This window comes from Hymenobacter psychrophilus, assembly GCF_900107135.1.
In the GTDB taxonomy this organism is placed as follows: Bacteria; Bacteroidota; Bacteroidia; order Cytophagales; family Hymenobacteraceae; genus Hymenobacter; species Hymenobacter psychrophilus.
Map to the genome: position 1 here is coordinate 149,287 of NZ_FNOV01000002.1, position 17,571 is coordinate 166,857.

General features: G+C 61.6%; 15 protein-coding genes. 6 read left to right on the forward strand and 9 right to left on the reverse strand.

Going from position 1 to position 17,571, the window contains the following annotated elements; all coding sequences use genetic code 11:
- Nucleotides 1-13: 13 nt before the first annotated feature.
- The 3 genes from BLW21_RS03135 to BLW21_RS03145 all read right to left on the reverse strand — a co-directional run bounded on the left by BLW21_RS03135 (nucleotide 14) and on the right by BLW21_RS03145 (nucleotide 2,887).
- The gene (locus tag BLW21_RS03135) at nucleotides 14-796 is read right to left on the reverse strand and encodes a hypothetical protein (RefSeq protein ID WP_092737836.1); all 783 of its coding nucleotides are present in this window, start codon (nucleotides 794-796) and stop codon (nucleotides 14-16) included.
- Between the two features lie 27 nt (nucleotides 797-823).
- Nucleotides 824-1,552: a hypothetical protein gene (locus BLW21_RS03140; RefSeq protein ID WP_092737838.1), complete on the reverse strand. Its 729-nt coding sequence runs from the start codon at nucleotides 1,550-1,552 to the stop codon at nucleotides 824-826.
- Between the two features lie 96 nt (nucleotides 1,553-1,648).
- Nucleotides 1,649-2,887, reverse strand: a complete 1,239-nt coding sequence (locus BLW21_RS03145) for a bifunctional 3,4-dihydroxy-2-butanone-4-phosphate synthase/GTP cyclohydrolase II (protein ID WP_092737840.1) — start codon at nucleotides 2,885-2,887, stop codon at nucleotides 1,649-1,651.
- Between the two features lie 257 nt (nucleotides 2,888-3,144).
- On the opposite strand from BLW21_RS03145, the gene BLW21_RS03150 reads away from it, so the two are divergent.
- Nucleotides 3,145-3,768: a hypothetical protein gene (locus BLW21_RS03150; protein ID WP_092737842.1), complete on the forward strand. Its 624-nt coding sequence runs from the start codon at nucleotides 3,145-3,147 to the stop codon at nucleotides 3,766-3,768.
- A gap of 51 nt (nucleotides 3,769-3,819) precedes the next feature.
- Here the strand turns inward: BLW21_RS03150 and proC are convergent, their stop codons facing one another.
- From proC to BLW21_RS03180, 6 genes are all read right to left on the reverse strand, one after another.
- Entirely contained in the window at nucleotides 3,820-4,623 is an 804-nt protein-coding gene (gene proC / locus BLW21_RS03155; protein ID WP_092738319.1) for a pyrroline-5-carboxylate reductase, read from the reverse strand.
- A 121-nt stretch (nucleotides 4,624-4,744) separates the two neighbouring features.
- Entirely contained in the window at nucleotides 4,745-5,950 is a 1,206-nt protein-coding gene (locus BLW21_RS03160) for a glycosyltransferase (RefSeq protein WP_175470841.1), read from the reverse strand.
- Nucleotides 5,934-7,157, reverse strand: a complete 1,224-nt coding sequence (locus BLW21_RS03165; protein ID WP_175470842.1) for a glycosyltransferase family 4 protein — start codon at nucleotides 7,155-7,157, stop codon at nucleotides 5,934-5,936. Before BLW21_RS03165 ends, BLW21_RS03160 begins: the two co-directional genes overlap by 17 nt.
- 680 nt (nucleotides 7,158-7,837) lie before the next feature.
- The gene (locus BLW21_RS03170) at nucleotides 7,838-8,917 is read right to left on the reverse strand and encodes a potassium channel family protein (protein WP_245711793.1); all 1,080 of its coding nucleotides are present in this window, start codon (nucleotides 8,915-8,917) and stop codon (nucleotides 7,838-7,840) included.
- Between the two features lie 173 nt (nucleotides 8,918-9,090).
- Complete coding sequence (gene dnaG / locus BLW21_RS03175) at nucleotides 9,091-11,157, reverse strand: DNA primase (protein WP_092737849.1); 2,067 nt, start codon at nucleotides 11,155-11,157, stop codon at nucleotides 9,091-9,093.
- 82 nt (nucleotides 11,158-11,239) lie between these two features.
- Nucleotides 11,240-12,508 (reverse strand): hypothetical protein, encoded by a 1,269-nt coding sequence (locus tag BLW21_RS03180; RefSeq protein WP_092737851.1) that lies wholly within the window; start codon nucleotides 12,506-12,508, stop codon nucleotides 11,240-11,242.
- A gap of 129 nt (nucleotides 12,509-12,637) precedes the next feature.
- On the opposite strand from BLW21_RS03180, the gene BLW21_RS03185 reads away from it, so the two are divergent.
- The 5 genes from BLW21_RS03185 to BLW21_RS03205 all read left to right on the forward strand — a co-directional run bounded on the left by BLW21_RS03185 (nucleotide 12,638) and on the right by BLW21_RS03205 (nucleotide 17,554).
- The gene (locus BLW21_RS03185; RefSeq protein WP_092737854.1) at nucleotides 12,638-13,762 is read left to right on the forward strand and encodes a sensor histidine kinase; all 1,125 of its coding nucleotides are present in this window, start codon (nucleotides 12,638-12,640) and stop codon (nucleotides 13,760-13,762) included.
- The gene (locus BLW21_RS03190) at nucleotides 13,759-14,943 is read left to right on the forward strand and encodes a sensor histidine kinase (protein WP_092737856.1); all 1,185 of its coding nucleotides are present in this window, start codon (nucleotides 13,759-13,761) and stop codon (nucleotides 14,941-14,943) included. Before BLW21_RS03185 ends, BLW21_RS03190 begins: the two co-directional genes overlap by 4 nt.
- Nucleotides 14,940-15,641, forward strand: coding sequence for a LytR/AlgR family response regulator transcription factor (locus BLW21_RS03195; RefSeq protein ID WP_092737858.1), 702 nt, complete (start codon nucleotides 14,940-14,942; stop codon nucleotides 15,639-15,641). Before BLW21_RS03190 ends, BLW21_RS03195 begins: the two co-directional genes overlap by 4 nt.
- A gap of 106 nt (nucleotides 15,642-15,747) precedes the next feature.
- The gene (locus BLW21_RS03200; protein WP_092737860.1) at nucleotides 15,748-16,851 is read left to right on the forward strand and encodes an Mrp/NBP35 family ATP-binding protein; all 1,104 of its coding nucleotides are present in this window, start codon (nucleotides 15,748-15,750) and stop codon (nucleotides 16,849-16,851) included.
- Between the two features lie 127 nt (nucleotides 16,852-16,978).
- The gene (locus BLW21_RS03205; protein ID WP_092737862.1) at nucleotides 16,979-17,554 is read left to right on the forward strand and encodes a hypothetical protein; all 576 of its coding nucleotides are present in this window, start codon (nucleotides 16,979-16,981) and stop codon (nucleotides 17,552-17,554) included.
- Nucleotides 17,555-17,571: the final 17 nt, after the last annotated feature.

Consider the following 17,571-nt stretch of genomic DNA (forward strand, 5'->3'; position numbering starts at 1 on the left):
GTGAGCCAGCTCACTATTTCACGGCCTCCAGCGAGTTGGCGTAGTTGACCAGGTAGGCCAGGTCGCGGGCGTCGGTGTAGCTAAGTTTGTTGGCTTTGGCGTACTGGGCCAGTTGGCGGGCGTGGGTACTGAAGTAGTTGGGCAGATCCTTTTTAGGCGTGCGCAACGCCAGCACAGTACCATCGGGCAGACCCAGGAAGAAGTTATCCTTGACTTCGGTGTAGTAGCCCATCGTGCGGCCGGGCATACCGCCGTAGCCCCCGTAGCCGTAGGGGCTGCCGGCCGCAACGGGCCGCTCCACCAGCCCCTCGCGGCGCAGCAGGATAATGGGGCCACTGCTGAGCTGCTCGAAAAAGCCGGGGGCTCTAAAGTCGCTGTAGTCATTGTCGCGGTTCCAGCGGTACACCCGAAACACGCGCGTCAGGTTGGTGTCGGCCCGCTCGCGGCGGCGGGGGGCGGGGGCGCCAAACGCGGGACGGCCCGAATAGTAGCCCTGGCGCATGGCGTAAAAATCGTCGTAGTAAAACCGCTCGCGGTTGCGGTCGTACTGCTCGCCGCGCACAGCGAAGCTTTGCACGTTCACGGCCGGCAGCGTGCGCACGGTATTGTCGGGCAGGCTCATAGTCAACGTTTCTTCGCCCCGGTGCAGCGCCAGTGGCCCGCTGAGCGTGTCGCCCGAGCTCAGTAGCACGCTGCCCTGGTTGAACTGCTGGGTGAAGCCCTGCCCCGCCCCGCGCTGGGCCAGCGCCGCCAGCGGCAGCAGCAACATTACTAATTGGCCGATGAATGTTTTCATAATCAGATTGAAAAAGGGATGCCTTGGTTACGGTATCTTGATGAAATGCCCCTGGCGAAACACGTATTTGGTGGGCCGAAAAGGTTTGTCAGAATATCCATCTGACTGTTCGCCGAACATATCATCAGCTTCTACCGACAACATTTGTTTTGTAGCATCAAATTCCATCGTTACGTTGCAGATTTCTAACCCTGATTCATCGCCGAAGACTTTATTATCCAGAATTAAGTAATCACCTTTCAACTCTATTACATACGCTGAACAGTTCACGCAACTTCCACTTCCTCTTTCATAACCTACTAACAGATACATCTTTCGGCTAGGTGTCTGCAAAGGGAATATGGCATCAAATCCACACTCTACCGGCACGTAGTAGGCGAACAACTTCCCCGCCACGTTCTGCCACTGCAGCACCACATTACTTATGGTGCCCCGGCTACCGCCCGAGTTGTGGGTAAACAGATACACCCGAATCCGGGCCGCGTCGTTATAGGAAGCCGCTAGCCTCAACCCCAGCTTGCTGGCCTCGCCTTCATCCGGCCGATGCACTTTCAGGTAGGCTACCACCTTCTTCGCCACCCCGCCCAGGCTCTCCGGGTTATCCCCTTCGCCCCCCGCCAAGCTAGCCAAGTGCTCCACGGCTTTTTTCACTTCGCTGGCCGTGGGAATTCTCTTTGCGGCCGGTTGGGCCTGCGCCGGGAAGCCCGCCAGCAGTGCGCTAAGGGCAATAGCCAAAACGAAAAGGACGCGTAGCATGCAAAAACCGGTAATTGGCGGGGGGCAGAAAAGGCGCAGGCCCCTGCCGAATATAGTACGACAGGGGCCTACTTTACAAAAGGCTATTCACCTACGCTATTCGGCGGCTGTAGTGCCGACTGCCGCCGCGCCGGTCTGGTGCAGAATGGTGTGGCCCAGCTTGTCGCGCTTGGTGGTGAGGTACTGCTTGTTGTGCTCGTTGGGCTCTACTTCAATGGCCACCGACTCCACCACCTCCAGGCCGTAGCCGATGAGGCCGGTGCGCTTGCGGGGATTGTTGGAGAGCAGCCGCATCTTGCTGATACCCAGGTCGCGCAGAATCTGGGCGCCCACGCCGTAGTCGCGCTCGTCCATGCCGAAACCCAGCTCCAGGTTGGCTTCCACCGTGTCGCGGCCCTGCTCCTGCAGCTTGTATGCTTTTAGCTTATTGAGCAGCCCGATGCCGCGGCCTTCCTGGTTCATGTACACGATAACGCCGCGGCCTTCGCGCTCAATCTGCTGCATGGCGCGGTGCAGCTGGGGGCCGCAGTCGCAGCGGCACGAGCCGAAGATGTCGCCCGTGACGCAGGAGCTATGCACGCGCACCAGCACCGGCTCGGGGCCCGAAATATCGCCTTTTACCAGCGCCAGATGCTGGGCGTTGTTGCTCTGCTGGGTGTAGGCAATCAGGTCGAAGTCGCCGAAGTCGGTGGGCAGGCGCACCGATATTTCGCGGGCAATCAGGCTTTCCTTTTCGAGGCGGTATTTGATGAGGTCCTGCACCGAAATCAGCTTCAGGTCCCACTTATTGGCAATTTCGCGCAGCTCGGGCAGGCGGGCCATTTCGCCGTCTTCCTGCAGAATTTCCACCAGCACGCCCGCCGGCTCGAACCCCGCCAGCCGGGCCAGATCCACTGCCGCCTCGGTGTGGCCGGCGCGGCGCAGCACGCCTTCTTTGCGGGCCTTGAGCGGGAAAATGTGGCCGGGCTTGCCCAATTCCTCGGGCTTGGTTTCGGGGTCGATGAGGGCCAGAATGGTTTTGGAGCGGTCGGAAGCCGAAATGCCGGTCGTGACGCCGTTCTTGAGTAAATCAACGCTTACGGTGAAAGGCGTGGCGTGCAGGGCCGTATTGCGGCCGACCATCAGCTCCAGGCCCAGCTCTTCGCAGCGCTGCTCCAGCAGCGGGGCGCATACAAGGCCCCGGCCGTGGGTGGCCATAAAGTTGATGACCTCGGGCGTGGCGCAACGGGCGGCGCAGATAAAGTCACCCTCATTCTCGCGGTCTTCATCGTCAACAACAACGACCACTTTGCCAGCGCGGATATCGGCAATGGCTTCTTCAATTGAATCAAGCATGGAACACGGATTAGCGCGGTTTTTTTTCGGATTGCACGGATTTGGTAGCGCCTTGCGGGCTACCACGCAGCTGCCGGTACAACCAGCACCGACGGGGCAAAGTTACAACCTGGCTTGGCAGCAGCCCCCATCCAGCCGGGCACTTGTCAACGTGGTTAATTGTTATTCTTTTCCGCTAATTTTTATAACTATTATTTTATATATTTATTAATATTTATATTTGAAGCATTGTATCCGGTACCCTTCTCCCTTTACCTATGAAAGTTTCTCTGCTCCTGCTTTCCACGCTGCTACTGACCGTTGGTTGTGAGCAGGCCCAACAAGCAAAAGACTCGTACGACACGCTCAGCCAAATCAATAAAATAGGCAAGAACGCCAAGGTAAACCTGGAGGAAGCTCAAACCCAAAGCGAAGAGCGAAAGCAGCGCGGCGACACCATTTCACTTCCCTACAAGGACTTACAGCAGTATCTGCCAGCCAGTCCGGGCGGCTACTCGGCCGGGGAGCCGAGCGGCGAGTCGATGAAAGCCGGCCGAATTGCTTTCTCTACGGCCAGCCAGGAATTCAGAAACGGAGAGGCGCGACTGGATGTAAGCCTGACCGATTACAACGGTGCCCAGGACCTGTACCAGGGCGCGGCCGCCATGTTTGCGCTGGGTTTAGAGCAGGAAAACGACGAGCAGATGTTACGCCCCACCCAACTTCGGATGGACGGCGTGAAAGGCATGGAAACCTTTCATAAAAAGGACGGCCGGGCCGAACTGCTGCTCACCGTAGGCGGCCGATTCCTGATAAAAATTGAAGCCACCGAGCAAAAAAGCCTAGACTTCGTGCAGGACGTAGCCCGGAAAATGCAGCTGGAGAAGCTCGCCCAGATGTAAAGGCGCGAGTCGTGCCGGTATGGCGAGGCCAAGCCGGCACGACTCGCGCCTTTACTCACTGGCCAGTTCGGTGGCGCGCTGCTGGGCGGCCTTCATACCGGCAATCAGGGTTTCGGCCAGGTGGCCGGCCCGGAACTCGCGCAGGGCGGCTTCGGTGGTGCCCCCTTTCGAGGCCACGGCGGCAATCAGTTCGTCGGGGCTTTGGGCGGAGGTGTTGAGCAGGTGGTAGGCCCCGAGCATGGTTTGCTTAACGAGCAGCCCGGCCACCGACTCGGAAAAGCCCATTTCCTGGCCCGCCTGCATCATGGCCTGCACCAGAAAGTAGAAGTAGGCCGGCCCGCTGCCGCTCACGGCCGTCACGGCATCAAGCAGGCTCTCATCCTCCAGAAAAATGGAGCGGCCGGTGGCATTCAGCAGGTTTTCGACCTGATGCAGCCGGCTGCGCTCGACTTCGGGCGCGGCCGAAAAGCCGGTGATACCCATACCCAGCAGCGCCGGTGCGTTGGGCATGGCCCGCATCACCTGCTGGTGGGCCAGCTCGCGCTGCAGCCGCGCTATCGGAATGCCGGCCATAATGGACACGACCACCTGCCCCGGCTGCAGCACCGCCCGCAGCCCCACGGCCACCTGGCTGAAGTCCTGGGGCTTCACGGCTACCAACACCACGTCGTAATCGGCCACGGCGGCGCTTATTTCGCCAACGGGAAGTTCGGGATGCTGGCCCTTCAGGCGCTGGCAGTGTTCGTCGTGGCGGGCCACCAGCAGCAAATCGGGCCGGGCTACCAAGTTGTAATGCAGAAAGGCTTTGGCAAAGGCCAGCCCCATGTTGCCGCAACCCAGAATAGCAATGCGCAGTGGTTTCATATGGCTCAAGGTGAAGTGAGTAGTGAGAGGTGAGTAAAGGAACGTCATTCAGCGCATACTGCGCTTAGAGAAGCATGTGCTGAATGACGTTCCTTTGCTCACCTCTCACTACTCACCGCTTCCCTTGGAACCGGGCGGTAGGCTCCCATATGGCCGTTCTGACGCCGCGCAGGTAGCGCCAGAAGCCCAGCAGCAGGGCCGCGTTCATAGAGTAGAAATGGCTGATAAAGCGCAGCAGCCGCAGATGAATTCCCAGGCGGTGTAGGGCGGCATCGAGCAGCGGCAGCAGCAGCGCGCCCAGCTGCCCGGCCAGCAGCAGCCGGTACACCCAGCCGCCGCCCCGCGCCACCAGCAGGGCGCTGCTGCCCAGCATGAGCAGCAGCAGCAGCGGCGTGAGCCAGCGCAGCACCTTGTGCGACCAATACGCGAACCCCCCGCCCCGCCAGGGCGGCCACAACAGGCGCCGGAAGGCCACCAGGTTCTGGAAGTTGCCGGCCGAAATGCGGGCCTTGCGCCGGAACTCCTCGGGCAGCTGGTCCGACACGTCTTCGTGACACACCGCGCCCAGCTCGTTGATGGCCTGGTAGCCGTCCTGGAGCACCGCCATCGAGATGAAAAAGTCGTCGACAATAAAGCCGCGCGGGGCCGGGTGGTAGCAGGCGCGGCGCACCGCAAAACAGCCCCCGAAGGCCCCGATCATGCTGCCCCATACCACGCCTTCCTGATATTTGATCAGGTTTTCGCGCTCCAGATACGCCTTTTCCTGACCCGAAATACCCTCCTGGCGGTGCTCAGGGTTGAGAATATGGCCGCCCACCAGCCCCACGGCCGGGTTGCGGAAGTGCTTCACCAGCTCATACAGCGTGTCGGGCGTGAAAAACACGTTGGCATCGGTGAGTACCAGCACCGGCGCGGTGGCCTCTGCGGAAAGCACTTGCATCACGCCGGGCTTGCCGGTACGCTGCCCCAGCGGCCGGAATTTCAGGCCCGGGTACTCGGCCGCCAACCGGGTGATGAGGGCGTTGGTGCGGTCGGTGGAGTTATCGGAGCCGATGTAGAACGTGAGCTTGTCGGGGGGGTAGGTGGTGGCGAAGGTCGAGCGGATCTTCTCCTCTATCACCTGCTCCTCATTGTACACGGCCAGCAGCACAGCCACGGCCGGCAGATGGGCGCTGTCGGGCGCGTACACCTCGGCATTCTGGCGGCGGCCCCGGGCCAGTCGGGCCAGCAGCCCTGGGTAGAGCACGTAGGTGTGGGCCACCAGCAGCAGGCTGCACCAGAACGTGGCCGCCGCCAGCACGTCAGGGAGTGGCGGCACGGGCGGGCAGCAGAATGGTGTACAAATCGAGGAAGCTTTCTATTACCCGGGCGTTGTCGTAGCGGCGGGCGATAGTGCGGGCCGCCTCCTGCCCAATGGCAGCCACCGGCAGCTCGGCGCGGTAGTAGCGGCCCAGCTGCGCCAGCCACTCCGGGGCCGAATCGGCCACCACAATATCAAAACCGGGTTTTACGTGGATGCCTTCGGCCCCGAGCGTGGTGCTGAGGATACACTTGCCCAAGGCCATGCCCTCGATGATTTTGATGCGCATACCGCCCCCGCTCAGCAGCGGCACCAGCATCAGCTCGTACTGCTGCATAAACGCGGCCGCCGACTCGACGAAGCCGTGCACCGTAACGCCGGGCAGTTGCAGTTGCCGGAACCGCTCGGGCATATTTTTGCCGCCGATGTGTAGCTCCAGCGCCGGAAACTGCCGCCGGGCTTCGGGCCATACCTCGCGCAGCAGCCACTCAAGCCCCTGTTGGTTGGGCAACCAATCAAACGAGCCCAACATGCACAGCGTCCGCGGCCGGGGCCGGATGGCCGGGTCGGACCGGAAGCGGCCCAACTCGACGCCGGCCGGCACGAACACCACCGGCTCGGAGCAGCCCAGCCGCCGCAGCCGCTGCTGGTCGGGCTCGGTGATGGCGGCCACGGCATCGAAGCGCGGCAGCACCAGCTGCTCGAAGCGCCGCAGCCGGCCGGCCAGCTGGCGCAGGTACCACTTCTTGAGCGGGTTACGGGTTTTATCGGCCAGCATCTGCCAGATGGTATGCTCCACGTTGTGAGCCCGAAGCACCACCGGCACCGTGGGGGCCAGCCGCTTTAGTGCCGCCACGTACCAGGCCACAAAGGTGCCCTCCACCTGCACCACATCGAACTGTTCCTGCTTAAGCAGCTCGGCTAGCTGCGCTTCCACGGCCGGGCTCACAAACCGCTCTACGTTATAAGGCAGCGTGCTGGAAAGCAGGTTTTGCAGGGCTTTGCGCGGCGAAAGGCGGGTGTCTACTTCCACCGTCAGCAGGCGCACGCGGGGGCCCAGGTGGTCGAGCACAGTGGCGGGCTGCTGGTGCTTGGGCGTGTTGAGGGCCAGCACGGTTACGCGGTGGCCGGCGCGGGTCAGGCCGGCGGCCACGTCGTACATGGCAATAGCCCCGCCATCGGTGGGCGGAAACGGAACGCGCGGGCAGATTTGGAGGATGTGCACGGGATGGACAGCGGCGAAGTAGCCCGTAAAGCTACAAAAGAAGCATGGGCAGCTGTGGGTTGGCAGCGCCAGGGGCTTCACTGCATCAGAACAGGATGGCCTTAGTGGTAGCGGGCAACTATCGACATACTTTTTCTCTTCCAGCCACCGTAAACCGGAGTTCATCCTGTTCGAAGTCGGCCGATAAAGTAATCCGCCGAATCCGCCGTAACCCGGTTGGTTTTCTTTACCAGATTTCCATAAAACGCCTGCGGTCCGTTGTTTCAGCTTCGTTGAGAGCTACCAACAAAGAGCCTAGCCGGTGCGGGTAGCCGGGTAGAGGGTATCGTTGGCAATGATTTTGGGTGTTAAAAATTAAATAGTGCTGCCCGTTGTATTCTTCTCGCTTGACGACGCGCAATGTACCCGCCACATCTACCTCGCCGGCATAGGTAAACCGGTAAAAATTTTGGTCGTCTAGGTTATCCGTAAGGCACGGACAACCGCATGGCAAGCAGAGTGGCTGACCGCTTTTACTCACCGAGAACTTCTTATTCCAGATTTGGGGCGGTAGCGCCCGCGCAAATTCCGCAGCCGATGCCTGACGAACCATCAGGTTTTGGGCCGCCAGTCTCTGCGGTGGCTGTAACATCAGGCAAAGCCCAGTCAGCCAAAATAGCTACCCCGCAGCCCTCCTTCCGCTACACTTCCCGAAACGTATCCAGTAGCTTCAGTATCTGCTCCTCGGTACCCAGAAACAGCAGCACGTCGCCGGTACCGGGCACGAGGTCGGCGGGGGGGCTGATGGTGAACTCGCCCGACTGATGGCGCAGGCCAATGACGGTGGAGCCAGTGCGCGAACGTACGTCGAGCTGGCGGATACTCTGGCCCCGTAGTTCGGGCCGGAGCTCCTCAGCGCGCATTTCTTCCAGCCGCAGCCGGTGCGGCCCCAGGCCCGAAAGCATGTCCAAAAACCGGATGACCTCGGGCCGCATGATGAGGTTGGCCATGTGCGAGCCCCCGATTTCGTCGGGCATGACCACCGAGTTGGCCCCGGCCCGTAGCAGCTTGGTTTCGGAGCTTTTGAGGCTGGCGCGGGCCACAATGGTTATCTGGGGAGCCAGTTCCCGGGCCGTCAGGGTCACAAACACGTTGTCGGCATCTTTGGGCAGGGCCGTGATGAGGGCGCGGGCCCGCTCGATGCCGGCCGCCTGCAACGACTCGTCGAGCGTGGCGTCGCCGCGCACGACCGTAATGGGGCCGAACGCATCCTCGGCGGCGGCGGCGCTAAAAACGGCCTCATTCTGTTCCACTACTACCACATCGGCCCCGCTGGCACGCAGCTCCAGGTAGGCTTTGCGGCCGTTTCGGCCGAAGCCACACACAATCACATGGCCGGAGTACTGCCGGATTTGCTGGTCGTTTTTAAGCATGGCGAACATCGTGCGCAGGCCCCCGTCGAAGATGTAGGTGCTCAGCACCGACAGCAGGTAGGCCAGAATCAGCAGGTTGAAGAAAATATAAACCGACACGAACAACCTGCCCGCGTCCGAAAGCGGATGCACCTCCTGGTAACCCACCGTCGAAACGGTAATCATGGTCATGTACAGCGCATCGAGAAACGAGAACTTCTCAATCCACATGAACCCGGTAATGCCAGCGGCCAGGGCGGTGCCCGTGAGCACCAGCGCCCCCACGAAGCGGCCTAGGTTGAAGCGCTGCCATACATTACGCAGGTAAATCAGCAGGCCGGAGCGGGGAGGCTGGATGATGGGGGGCATTTGTATTTGAAGCTGTTAGCTAATAGCCGTTAGCTTTCCGGGCGTGAATAGCGAGTTGCCGGATGGGCCCGCAAGGGTTAGTACTGGGGCCGCAAGAACGGCAGGCGGGGGCGCAATGGCAAGGATGGAGGGCAGCAGTGCGATTATAGCGCAAAAGCAGAACGGCCCTAGCGCTAGCCGTTCAGGCGCGGAATAACCGTGCCCAGCAGGTTGGCCAGCTGGTTGTCCATCTGCTTGAGCAGGTGGATAGTCTGCAGGTTTTCCATCATCTCGGCCTCGTCGGTGGGGTGGCGCAGAGCTTCGAGGCGCACGGCCAGTTCGCGCTCCACGTTCACTTTGTTGAGGCGCAGAATGGCATTGTCGCAGGCCGGCTGCAACACGTCCAATTCGCGGGGTACATAAATCTGGTGGGTGGTCCAGTTGGGGCTCAGCTCGTATTTCTCAGTCGCCAACTCGGCCACCACACTCCGGATATCGGCGCGGCCGTGCTGGATAAGCGTGCGCACTTCGGGCCAGCGGCCCTGGTTGAGTTCCTCGCGGCACAGATGCAGCATATCGGCGTAAATGCTGGTCTTGAACGTCGTATCGTCGAGCTGTTCCAGCAGGTACTGGGCCACGCTCACTTCGGGGGCCAGCGGCTGGGCCGAGTACAGCAGCAGCAGCCGCACCACCTCCCGCTCGCAGCGCTCCAGAATATCGGGCACCGGCTCCATGTCCTCAGTAGCCGCACCCGTACCGCCGCCGGCCAAATCCTCGGGCGAGGCCCCGTACATGAGGGCTTCGGCTTCTTCTTCGGGGCTCAGCTGGCGGCTGGGGCGGGGCGACTGGCTGCGGGTTTCGGGCTGGAAACCGGCCCCGCTCCCACCGCCGCTGCTAGTGTTGCTGCCGCCGCTGGTGCCAGGTTTACCGGCGGGCTGCCGGGCCAGCTTGTTGTACTCGCTAATAATGACCTGCTCGTCGATGCCGAAGGTTTGCGAGGTCTGCTGCAGAAACACCTGCCGCTTGATGGGGTCGGGCACTTTGGCAATGCTCTGGAGCACTTCGCGAATAGCCTCGGCCTTCTTCACCGGGTCGTGGGCGGCCTCGCGGCTCACGAGGTCGGTTTTGAACTGGATAAAGTCCTGGCTGGCCGTTTCGAGGTAGTCCTTAAAGCGCTGGTCGCCGACCTTGCGGATGTAGCTGTCGGGGTCGTCGCCGTCCGGGAACAGCACCACGCGCACGTTCAAACCACCTTCGAGCAGCATATCAATGCCCCGCAGCGAGGCCCGGATACCGGCCGCGTCGCCGTCGTAGAGCACCGTCACGTTGTCGGTGTAGCGCTTCACGAGCCGGATCTGCCCGTCGGTGAGCGAGGTGCCGGAGGTCGACACCACGTTCTTCACGCCGCCCTGGTGCAAACTCAGCACATCGAGGTAGCCCTCCACCAAATAGCACTGCTCCTCGCTCCGGACGGCCTGCCGGGCCTGGTAGAGCCCATAGAGCACGTCGGACTTATGGTAAATCTCCGATTCGGGCGAGTTGAGATACTTGGCCGTTTTATCGTGGGGCTTGAGCGTGCGAGCCCCAAAGCCAATCACGCGGCCCGATACGTTATGAATCGGGAACATCACCCGGCCCCGAAACCGGTCGTAGCGCCGGCCGGTATCCTGGCCGTTGTCGTCTTCGCGCACCACGACGAGGCCGGTTTTCTCCAGGTATTTCTGCTCGTAGCCCGCGGTCGTGGCCGATTTGAGCAGGTTATCCCACTGGTCGAGCGAGTAGCCCAGCTCGAAGGTGGCAATGGTGGTCTGGTTGAGGCCGCGCTGACGCAGGTAGCTCCAGCCCACGCTCTGGCCCTCGTCGTCGTGCTCCAGCAGCCGGTGGTAGTGGTCTTTGGCCCAGTTGGAAACGATAAACTGGGAGTCCTTTTCGTTCTGGGCCAGCTGCTGCTCAGGGGTCTTTTCCTCCTCCTGAACGTCGATGCCGTACTTTTTGGCCAGGTACTTCAGGGCCTCCACGTAGCTGGTGCCCTCAATATCCATGATGAACTGCACCACCCCGCCCGCCTTGCCGCAGCCAAAGCACTTATACAGCCCCTTGGCCGGCGCCACCGAAAAGCTCGGCGACTTCTCGTGGTGAAACGGGCAGCAGGCCCACATATTCTGGCCCTTCTTCTTGAGGCTCACAAAGTCGCCCACCACCTCCACAATATCGGCGTGGTGGATGATCTGGTCAACGGTTTCTTTGGGGATACGGGCCAAGGCGGTGCGGGCAACAGGTAAGCAGCGGAACGGAAGCCTAAAGGTAGGCAGGAACCGCCGCCAAGTAACGGCCGACCCCGGTTTAGAAATTTCGGCTGGCGGTGGTTTCGGGGATGATAACCACGTAATCGTAGCCCAGGATAGTGGCTTCTAAATCGGTGCTGCGCACGTTTAACTTGTCGCGTAGCAGTGCCCGGCGTAGAGGGCGCAGGTCGAACACCTGCCAGGCGCTGCCGGCCGGAGTGGCAGCCATAAAGGGCTTCAACATATCTTCGTCGGCATTCGAGTAGGCAACTGCGTTTTTGCTGAAATCATCCGGATTAAAACCGCCCGTTTTAGCGCCCTGCTTACCCATAACGAAGATGTGCAGGCTTTTTTGGTCGTGGGCATCAGCCAAGTTCGAGGCCAGGTTACCCACGTCGTAGATGTCGCCCCAGATGCTGCGGCCCCGGCCCAGGTGATAGGCCCCAAACTTGAACAGCATATTGGGCAGGGGCTGGCCGGGCTGGTCGTAAGGGCGCAGGCCGGCCAGCAGGTTGCGCTTCATCAGGTTCACGCGCGTGCGATGGTCGCCAGTCTTGAAAATCTGACTGCTAAACACCAGGTCCTCCACCATTTGCCGCACGGCTGGGCTCTCCGCCCGGGTCATGGCCCGTAGGCTATCGATGGTAGAAGGTTGCAGGTTGATAAGCGTGGTCCGTTTGTAGGTGCCACTCACCATATCGGCCCGGTCGCGCCATTGGTACACGATGGCCCGGTTGCTGAGGTACGCTTTCGTGGCCTTGTTTTTCGATTGCTCGGCCATCAGCGTCAGCAGCCGGCCCGCCGTGGCCGCCCCCACCTGCTCAACCCCGACAAAGGCCGTTTGCTGGCGGCGAAGCGCCTGCGCCAACTCAAATTCTTCCTGCCAGCTATAAAAAGCCAATTCCATGGGGTGTTGGCGGTTGAATGCCACGGGCAAGCCCGGCTGGTCGGCCAGCCGGCTCAGGTCGCGGGCCTGGTACTGGTCAATTTCAGCCACGTACACTTTGGGTTTCTGCACCTGGGCTACGGCCTGCGTGAACTGCGGAATCTGGGCCATGCCGTGGTCTTCGCCAATCAGTACCAAGGCGCTTTCCTGAATGTCATTTCGCAGCTTTTCCCAGCCAGCGCCGCTAAGTTGGGTGCCGGTTTGGGTGAGCGGGTACTGGTACTTGTGGAGCAGCCGGGTGAAGGTGGTATCGAGGGAGGCAGCGGCGGTTTGGGCTTGGGCAGCGGGGCTATTCAGGGTGGTCAGCACGAGGGCGGCCAGTGCCCCCAGGCCCCGAACGGGAACGGAACGGAAGGCGGCGGGCAGGGCGAGGCGGAACATATAGCGGAGGTTAGGGAGGAGAAAGAAGATCTGGCCCAAAGAAATTGCAGAGCTTTGGCTGCCCGAAGTTTCTTCGACCAACCCCCGGCCCCACACCACCAAAGCGCCGGTTGTCCTCCCGTTTTTTTCATGCCTGCCCCAACTTTTACTTCCTTACGCCCCCGGCTGCAACTAAGCACCGCCGCTTCGGCCGGGCTGTTGCAGCTGGGCCTATGGGGGCTGCTGGCGGGCTTCTACTTCGCCTGGAACAACCGGCCCAACTTCTATTTTGATGGCCCCATCTGGCCGCTGGTCGCCTTGCAGCTGGGGTTTGCCGTCCTGCTGTTCAACGCCCTGGTTTACCTCATCATCCCGCGCTGGCTGCTGCGCGGGCACTACGGTCGGGCCCTGCTGGGGGCGGTGGGCCTGCTGTATGCCTTCCAAAGCTGGAACTACGTGGGCTCCCGGCTGGCCTTGGCCTACCTGCCCCTGGATGCGGATATGCGCCGTATCCTGCGCACTTTTTACGTCGACCACTTCTGGGCCAACCTGCTCAGTCCCTACGGGCAGCTGGAGGTGTTGATGGGCATGCTGGCCGTGCTGCTGTTTCCGGTGCTCATCAGCTTTCTGGCTTTTGCGCTGGTAGTGGAGCGCCGCCGCCTGCGCCTGGAGCGCCAACACTTGGCCCTGGAGCTGGGCTACCTCAAGTCGCAAATCAATCCGCAGTTTCTGTTTCACACCCTGGGCAGCCTGCGCCAGCTCACCCAAACCCGCGATGCCCGCGCCCCCGATGTGGTGCTGCACCTGGCCGATCTGATGCGCTACACCCTCTACGAAACCGATGCCGAGCGCGTGCTCCTGGCCCGGGAGCTGGAGTTTCTGGCCGATTACCTGGCTCTGGAACGCCTGCGCCGCCCCGCTACCGTCGAGATGGAGCACACGGTTATGGGCACCGTCAGTACCCAGCAGTTGGCGCCGCTGCTGTTGCACCCGTTTCTGGAGCGACTCTTTGCCACCCTTAACGACGACAATACTGCGCCCGGGCCGGCCGGCCGCCTTACCAGCTACGTGGCGGTCGGCCCGGCCACGGTGGACCTCACGCTTACCCGCACCACAGTGGCGGCCACCGCCCGGCCCCTCACCTACCGTACCCAGCCGGCTGTGGCCGCTGCCCTGCGCCGTTTGGCCCTGCACTACCCCGGCCGCCACACCGTCCACATCACGGAGGAGGCCCACACATTGCGGGTGGAAATTCACCTTCAGTTATCGGCATGAAAAAGCGCTTGAACACTTTGCGCCCGCTGGCCAGAGTACCAGGCTTTTCCGGCTTACCGCTCGGCACGGGCCGGTTGCTTCGGCACGCGCTGTTGTGGGCGCTGTTCGCGGGTTTTCAGTATTTCGTATTTAGCCAGTGGCAGCAGGGTTTGCTGGTTACATCGGGGTTTGTGCTGACCAATAGCGCCGCCGCAATGGCGGGGTTCTACTTTTTCTCGGCCGTGGTGCTGCCGCGCTGGCTGCTGCGGGGGCGCTGGCTGCTCACGCTGGCGGGCCTTGTAGGCATCTACTATCTGTGGGCCCTGCTCTCGTTCGGCTTCTTCGCCTGGCTCGACTATCGGAGCCTGATTTCGCCCGACGCCCACAAGTACATGCATCGGGTGCTCGATTATGGCCTCTGGGGCGGCGTATTTGCCTGGCGGGCCGTGAGTATGGGCCTGAGCGACTTTGTGGTGACGGTGCTACCACCCATTCTGCTGCGCTTTATCGTGTTTCTGCTCCGTAGCAGCAACCAAAGCCTGCGCCTGGAGCGCGAAAACCTGAACCTGGAAGTCAACTTTCTCAAGGCCCAGATCAACCCGCACTTCCTCTTCAACACGCTCAACAACCTGTATCTGCTGGTGGTGAAGCAGGACGAGCGCGCCCCCGTAATGGTAGAACACCTTACCCACCTGATGCATTACACGGTCCACGAATCGGACGCTCCGCTGGTGCCCCTGGACCGGGAAACCGGGTTTCTGGGGGCTTACCTGGAGCTGGAGCGGCTGCGCTACGGCCCCAAAGTGCGCATCGACTACCGTGCCTCCGGCTCCTGGGCGGCCTACCGCGTCACGCCGCTGCTGTTCTTTCCCTTCGTGGAAAACGCCTTCAAGCACGGCGTCGATAGCAGCCTGGAAGCCTCCTGGGTGGAAATTGAGCTGACGGCCGCCGACGGCTGGCTGCACCTGGCGGTGCGCAACAGCTTCAGCCCCGAGGCCGCGCCGCGCGCGGTGGGCGGCGTGGGCATTGCTAACGTACAAAAGCGCCTGGCCCTGCACTACGCCCCCGCCGACTACGCGCTGACCATCACCCGCCACCCCGAAACCTACACCTACGCCGTAACCCTGCGGCTGCGCCTGCAACCCGCCGAAGCCGCCGCGCCGGTAGCCGCCACCCGCCTTTTACCCCTTCCGCATCCATGATCAACTGCCTGATAATCGACGACGAGCCCTTTGCCCGCGAGCTGCTGGAAAGCTACGTGGCCCAGCTGCCCCACCTGCACCTGGTGGCCAGCTGCGAGCACGTGTTCGAGGCTCTGGAAGTGCTCCAGCGCCAGCGCATCGACCTGCTGTTTTCCGACATCAACATGCCCCAGGTCAACGGCCTGGAGTTCATTCGCTCCCTCCACAACCCGCCCTACGTTATCTTCATCACGGCCTCGCCCCACCACGCCCTCGAAGGCTACGAGCTCGACGCCCTCGATTACGTGGTGAAGCCCGTGAGTTTGCCCCGTTTTATGAAAGCCGTCAACAAGGCCCAGGCGGTGCTCTCGGCGCGGCCGGCCGCACCGGTGGCAGCGGCCGCCCCGGAGTACCTGTTCGTGAAGGAGGGCCACTCCCTGCGCCGGGTGCTGTTCGCCGAAATCGACTACATCGAGGGCATGAAGGATTACATCAAAATCGTGCTCAAGGACCAGATGATTATCACCTACCTGCGCATGAGCCGGGTAGAAGACCAACTGCCCCCCGACCGCTTCATCCGCATCCAGAAATCCTACATCGTGCGCCTCGATGCCATCCGGGCCATCAGCGGCAACGAGGTTGAGCTCTACGACCGGCCGGAAGCGCTGCCCATCGGCAAGCAATACAAGGAAGCCTTGCTGGCCCGCTTTGGATTATAACTGACACCACACGGCCCGATTTCATCCGAATGCCGTTCTGCCAACTTCTGCCCCGGTTTCTGGGTTATCTTTGCGCTTTGCATCCGCACTTTCCCGACTGATTATCATGGCCACTATTACCAAAGAAGCCGTTCTCAAAGCCCTCAGCTACGTTGAGGAACCCGATTTGGGCCAGGACCTCGTCACGCTCAACATGATTGAGGACGTGCAGATCAACGGCCGCACCGTTTCGTTTACCGTCGTGCTCACCACGCCCGCCTGTCCGCTCAAGCAGCTCATCCACGACGCCTGCGAGCGGGCCATCCATACCATGGTGGACAAGGAGGCGGAGGTGGTCATCGTGATGACTTCGCGGGTGACGACCATGCGTCAGAACCGCGACATTCTGCCCGGCGTGAAGAACATCATTGCCGTGGCCTCGGGCAAGGGCGGCGTGGGCAAAAGCACCGTCACGGCTAATCTGGCCATTGCGCTGGCCCAATCGGGCGCCCGGGTGGGCCTCATCGACGCCGATATTTCGGGCCCCAGCATGCCGCTGATGTTCGGGCAGGAAGCCGCCCGGCCGCACGTGTTTCAGGGCGAAGATGGCAAGAACCGCATCCAGCCCATCGAGGCCCACGGCGTGAAGCTGATGAGCATTGGCTTCCTGGCGCCCGCCGAGTCGGCTATTGTGTGGCGCGGCCCGATGGCCTCCTCGGCCCTCAAGCAGTTTATCACGGAGGTGGATTGGGGCGAGCTGGATTACCTGCTGCTCGATATGCCCCCCGGAACCTCCGACATTCACCTGACCATGGTGCAGACTGTGCCCGTAACGGGTGCCGTTATCGTGACCACGCCCCAGAAAGTGGCGCTGGCCGATGCCGAGAAGGGTCTGCAGATGTTCCGGCTGCCCCAAATCAACGTACCGATACTCGGCGTAATCGAGAACATGGCCTGGTTTACGCCCGCCGAGCTGCCCGACAACAAGTACTTCCTCTTCGGCCAGGGTGGCGGCCAGGGCCTGGCCGATAAGCACGAACTACCGCTGCTGGGCCAGATTCCGCTGGTGCAGAGCATCCGCGAAAACGGCGACCAGGGCACGCCCGTCATGCTGCAGAAGGACTCGCCGGCCGCCACCGTATTCGGCCAGCTAGCCGAGGAAGTAGCCCGCCAGGTGAGCATCCGCAACGCCGTGGCTCCGAAGACCAATATCGTGGAAATGAAGCGGTAGGCTTCTATTTGAAGCCAATAAGAGTTGCGCCGCGGGGATAGTGCTGTTCATTGAATGGCACTATCCCCGCGGCCTTTTCTTTGGCCTTCAAGGCAGAAAATCCGATAGAAGGCCAATCTTTGCGCTTATGAAAACCCTGCTGCCCGTTCTGCTCGCGCTGTCCTGCACCGCTGCCCTCGCCCAAACGCCTGCCCCCGCCGACCCCGCTGTTCCGCGCCTTATTGCGGAGCGCCAGCAGCTAGTAAGCCAGTATGAGGCCGCCAATGGCCAGCGCAACGCCTTCCTGGCCAACAAGCCCAGCAAAAAAGACCTGCAGGAAGTGGTAGATGCGCTTAAAGGCATCATCCGCAAAGACACCGAGCTGATTCAGGCGGTGCAGGCGGCTACGTTGCGCAGCACGGCCGCCGTGGTGGCCGAAAACCAGCAGGTGAAGCAGCAGGTAACTGTGGCCCAAACCGACCGCAGCAGCACCCAGCAACGCTTCTACGATCTGGAAAACCAAATTCAGAACCTACAGGAGCGCGAAAGGCAGCACGCCAAAAAAATGCGCGACCTGCAGGCCACCGCCGACGCCGCTACCGGCGCCCGCACCAGCCGCGAAGTAATGGCCGCTGCCCTGGCTTTGCTTGCTGCCGGCCTGTTGGTTTATGTGTTGAAGCTCCGCGGGCAGATAAGTGCGCGGCCGGCAGGGCGACGGAAGTAAGGCTGTTCAATATCCCC

What these genes read in the sequence shown, in the direction of transcription:
- BLW21_RS03140 (WP_092737838.1), bottom strand. Translation starts at nt 1,552, where the DNA reads ATGCTACGCGTCCTTTTCGTTTTGGCTATTGCCCTTAGCGCACTGCTG.
- BLW21_RS03200 (WP_092737860.1), top strand. Translation starts at nt 15,748, where the DNA reads ATGGCCACTATTACCAAAGAAGCCGTTCTCAAAGCCCTCAGCTACGTT.
- BLW21_RS03205 (WP_092737862.1), top strand. Translation starts at nt 16,979, where the DNA reads ATGAAAACCCTGCTGCCCGTTCTGCTCGCGCTGTCCTGCACCGCTGCC.
- BLW21_RS03195 (WP_092737858.1), top strand. Translation starts at nt 14,940, where the DNA reads ATGATCAACTGCCTGATAATCGACGACGAGCCCTTTGCCCGCGAGCTG.
- BLW21_RS03145 (WP_092737840.1), bottom strand. Translation starts at nt 2,887, where the DNA reads ATGCTTGATTCAATTGAAGAAGCCATTGCCGATATCCGCGCTGGCAAA.
- BLW21_RS03185 (WP_092737854.1), top strand. Translation starts at nt 12,638, where the DNA reads ATGCCTGCCCCAACTTTTACTTCCTTACGCCCCCGGCTGCAACTAAGC.
- BLW21_RS03180 (WP_092737851.1), bottom strand. Translation starts at nt 12,508, where the DNA reads ATGTTCCGCCTCGCCCTGCCCGCCGCCTTCCGTTCCGTTCCCGTTCGG.
- BLW21_RS03135 (WP_092737836.1), bottom strand. Translation starts at nt 796, where the DNA reads ATGAAAACATTCATCGGCCAATTAGTAATGTTGCTGCTGCCGCTGGCG.
- BLW21_RS03150 (WP_092737842.1), top strand. Translation starts at nt 3,145, where the DNA reads ATGAAAGTTTCTCTGCTCCTGCTTTCCACGCTGCTACTGACCGTTGGT.
- BLW21_RS03170 (WP_245711793.1), bottom strand. Translation starts at nt 8,917, where the DNA reads ATGCCCCCCATCATCCAGCCTCCCCGCTCCGGCCTGCTGATTTACCTG.
- BLW21_RS03190 (WP_092737856.1), top strand. Translation starts at nt 13,759, where the DNA reads ATGAAAAAGCGCTTGAACACTTTGCGCCCGCTGGCCAGAGTACCAGGC.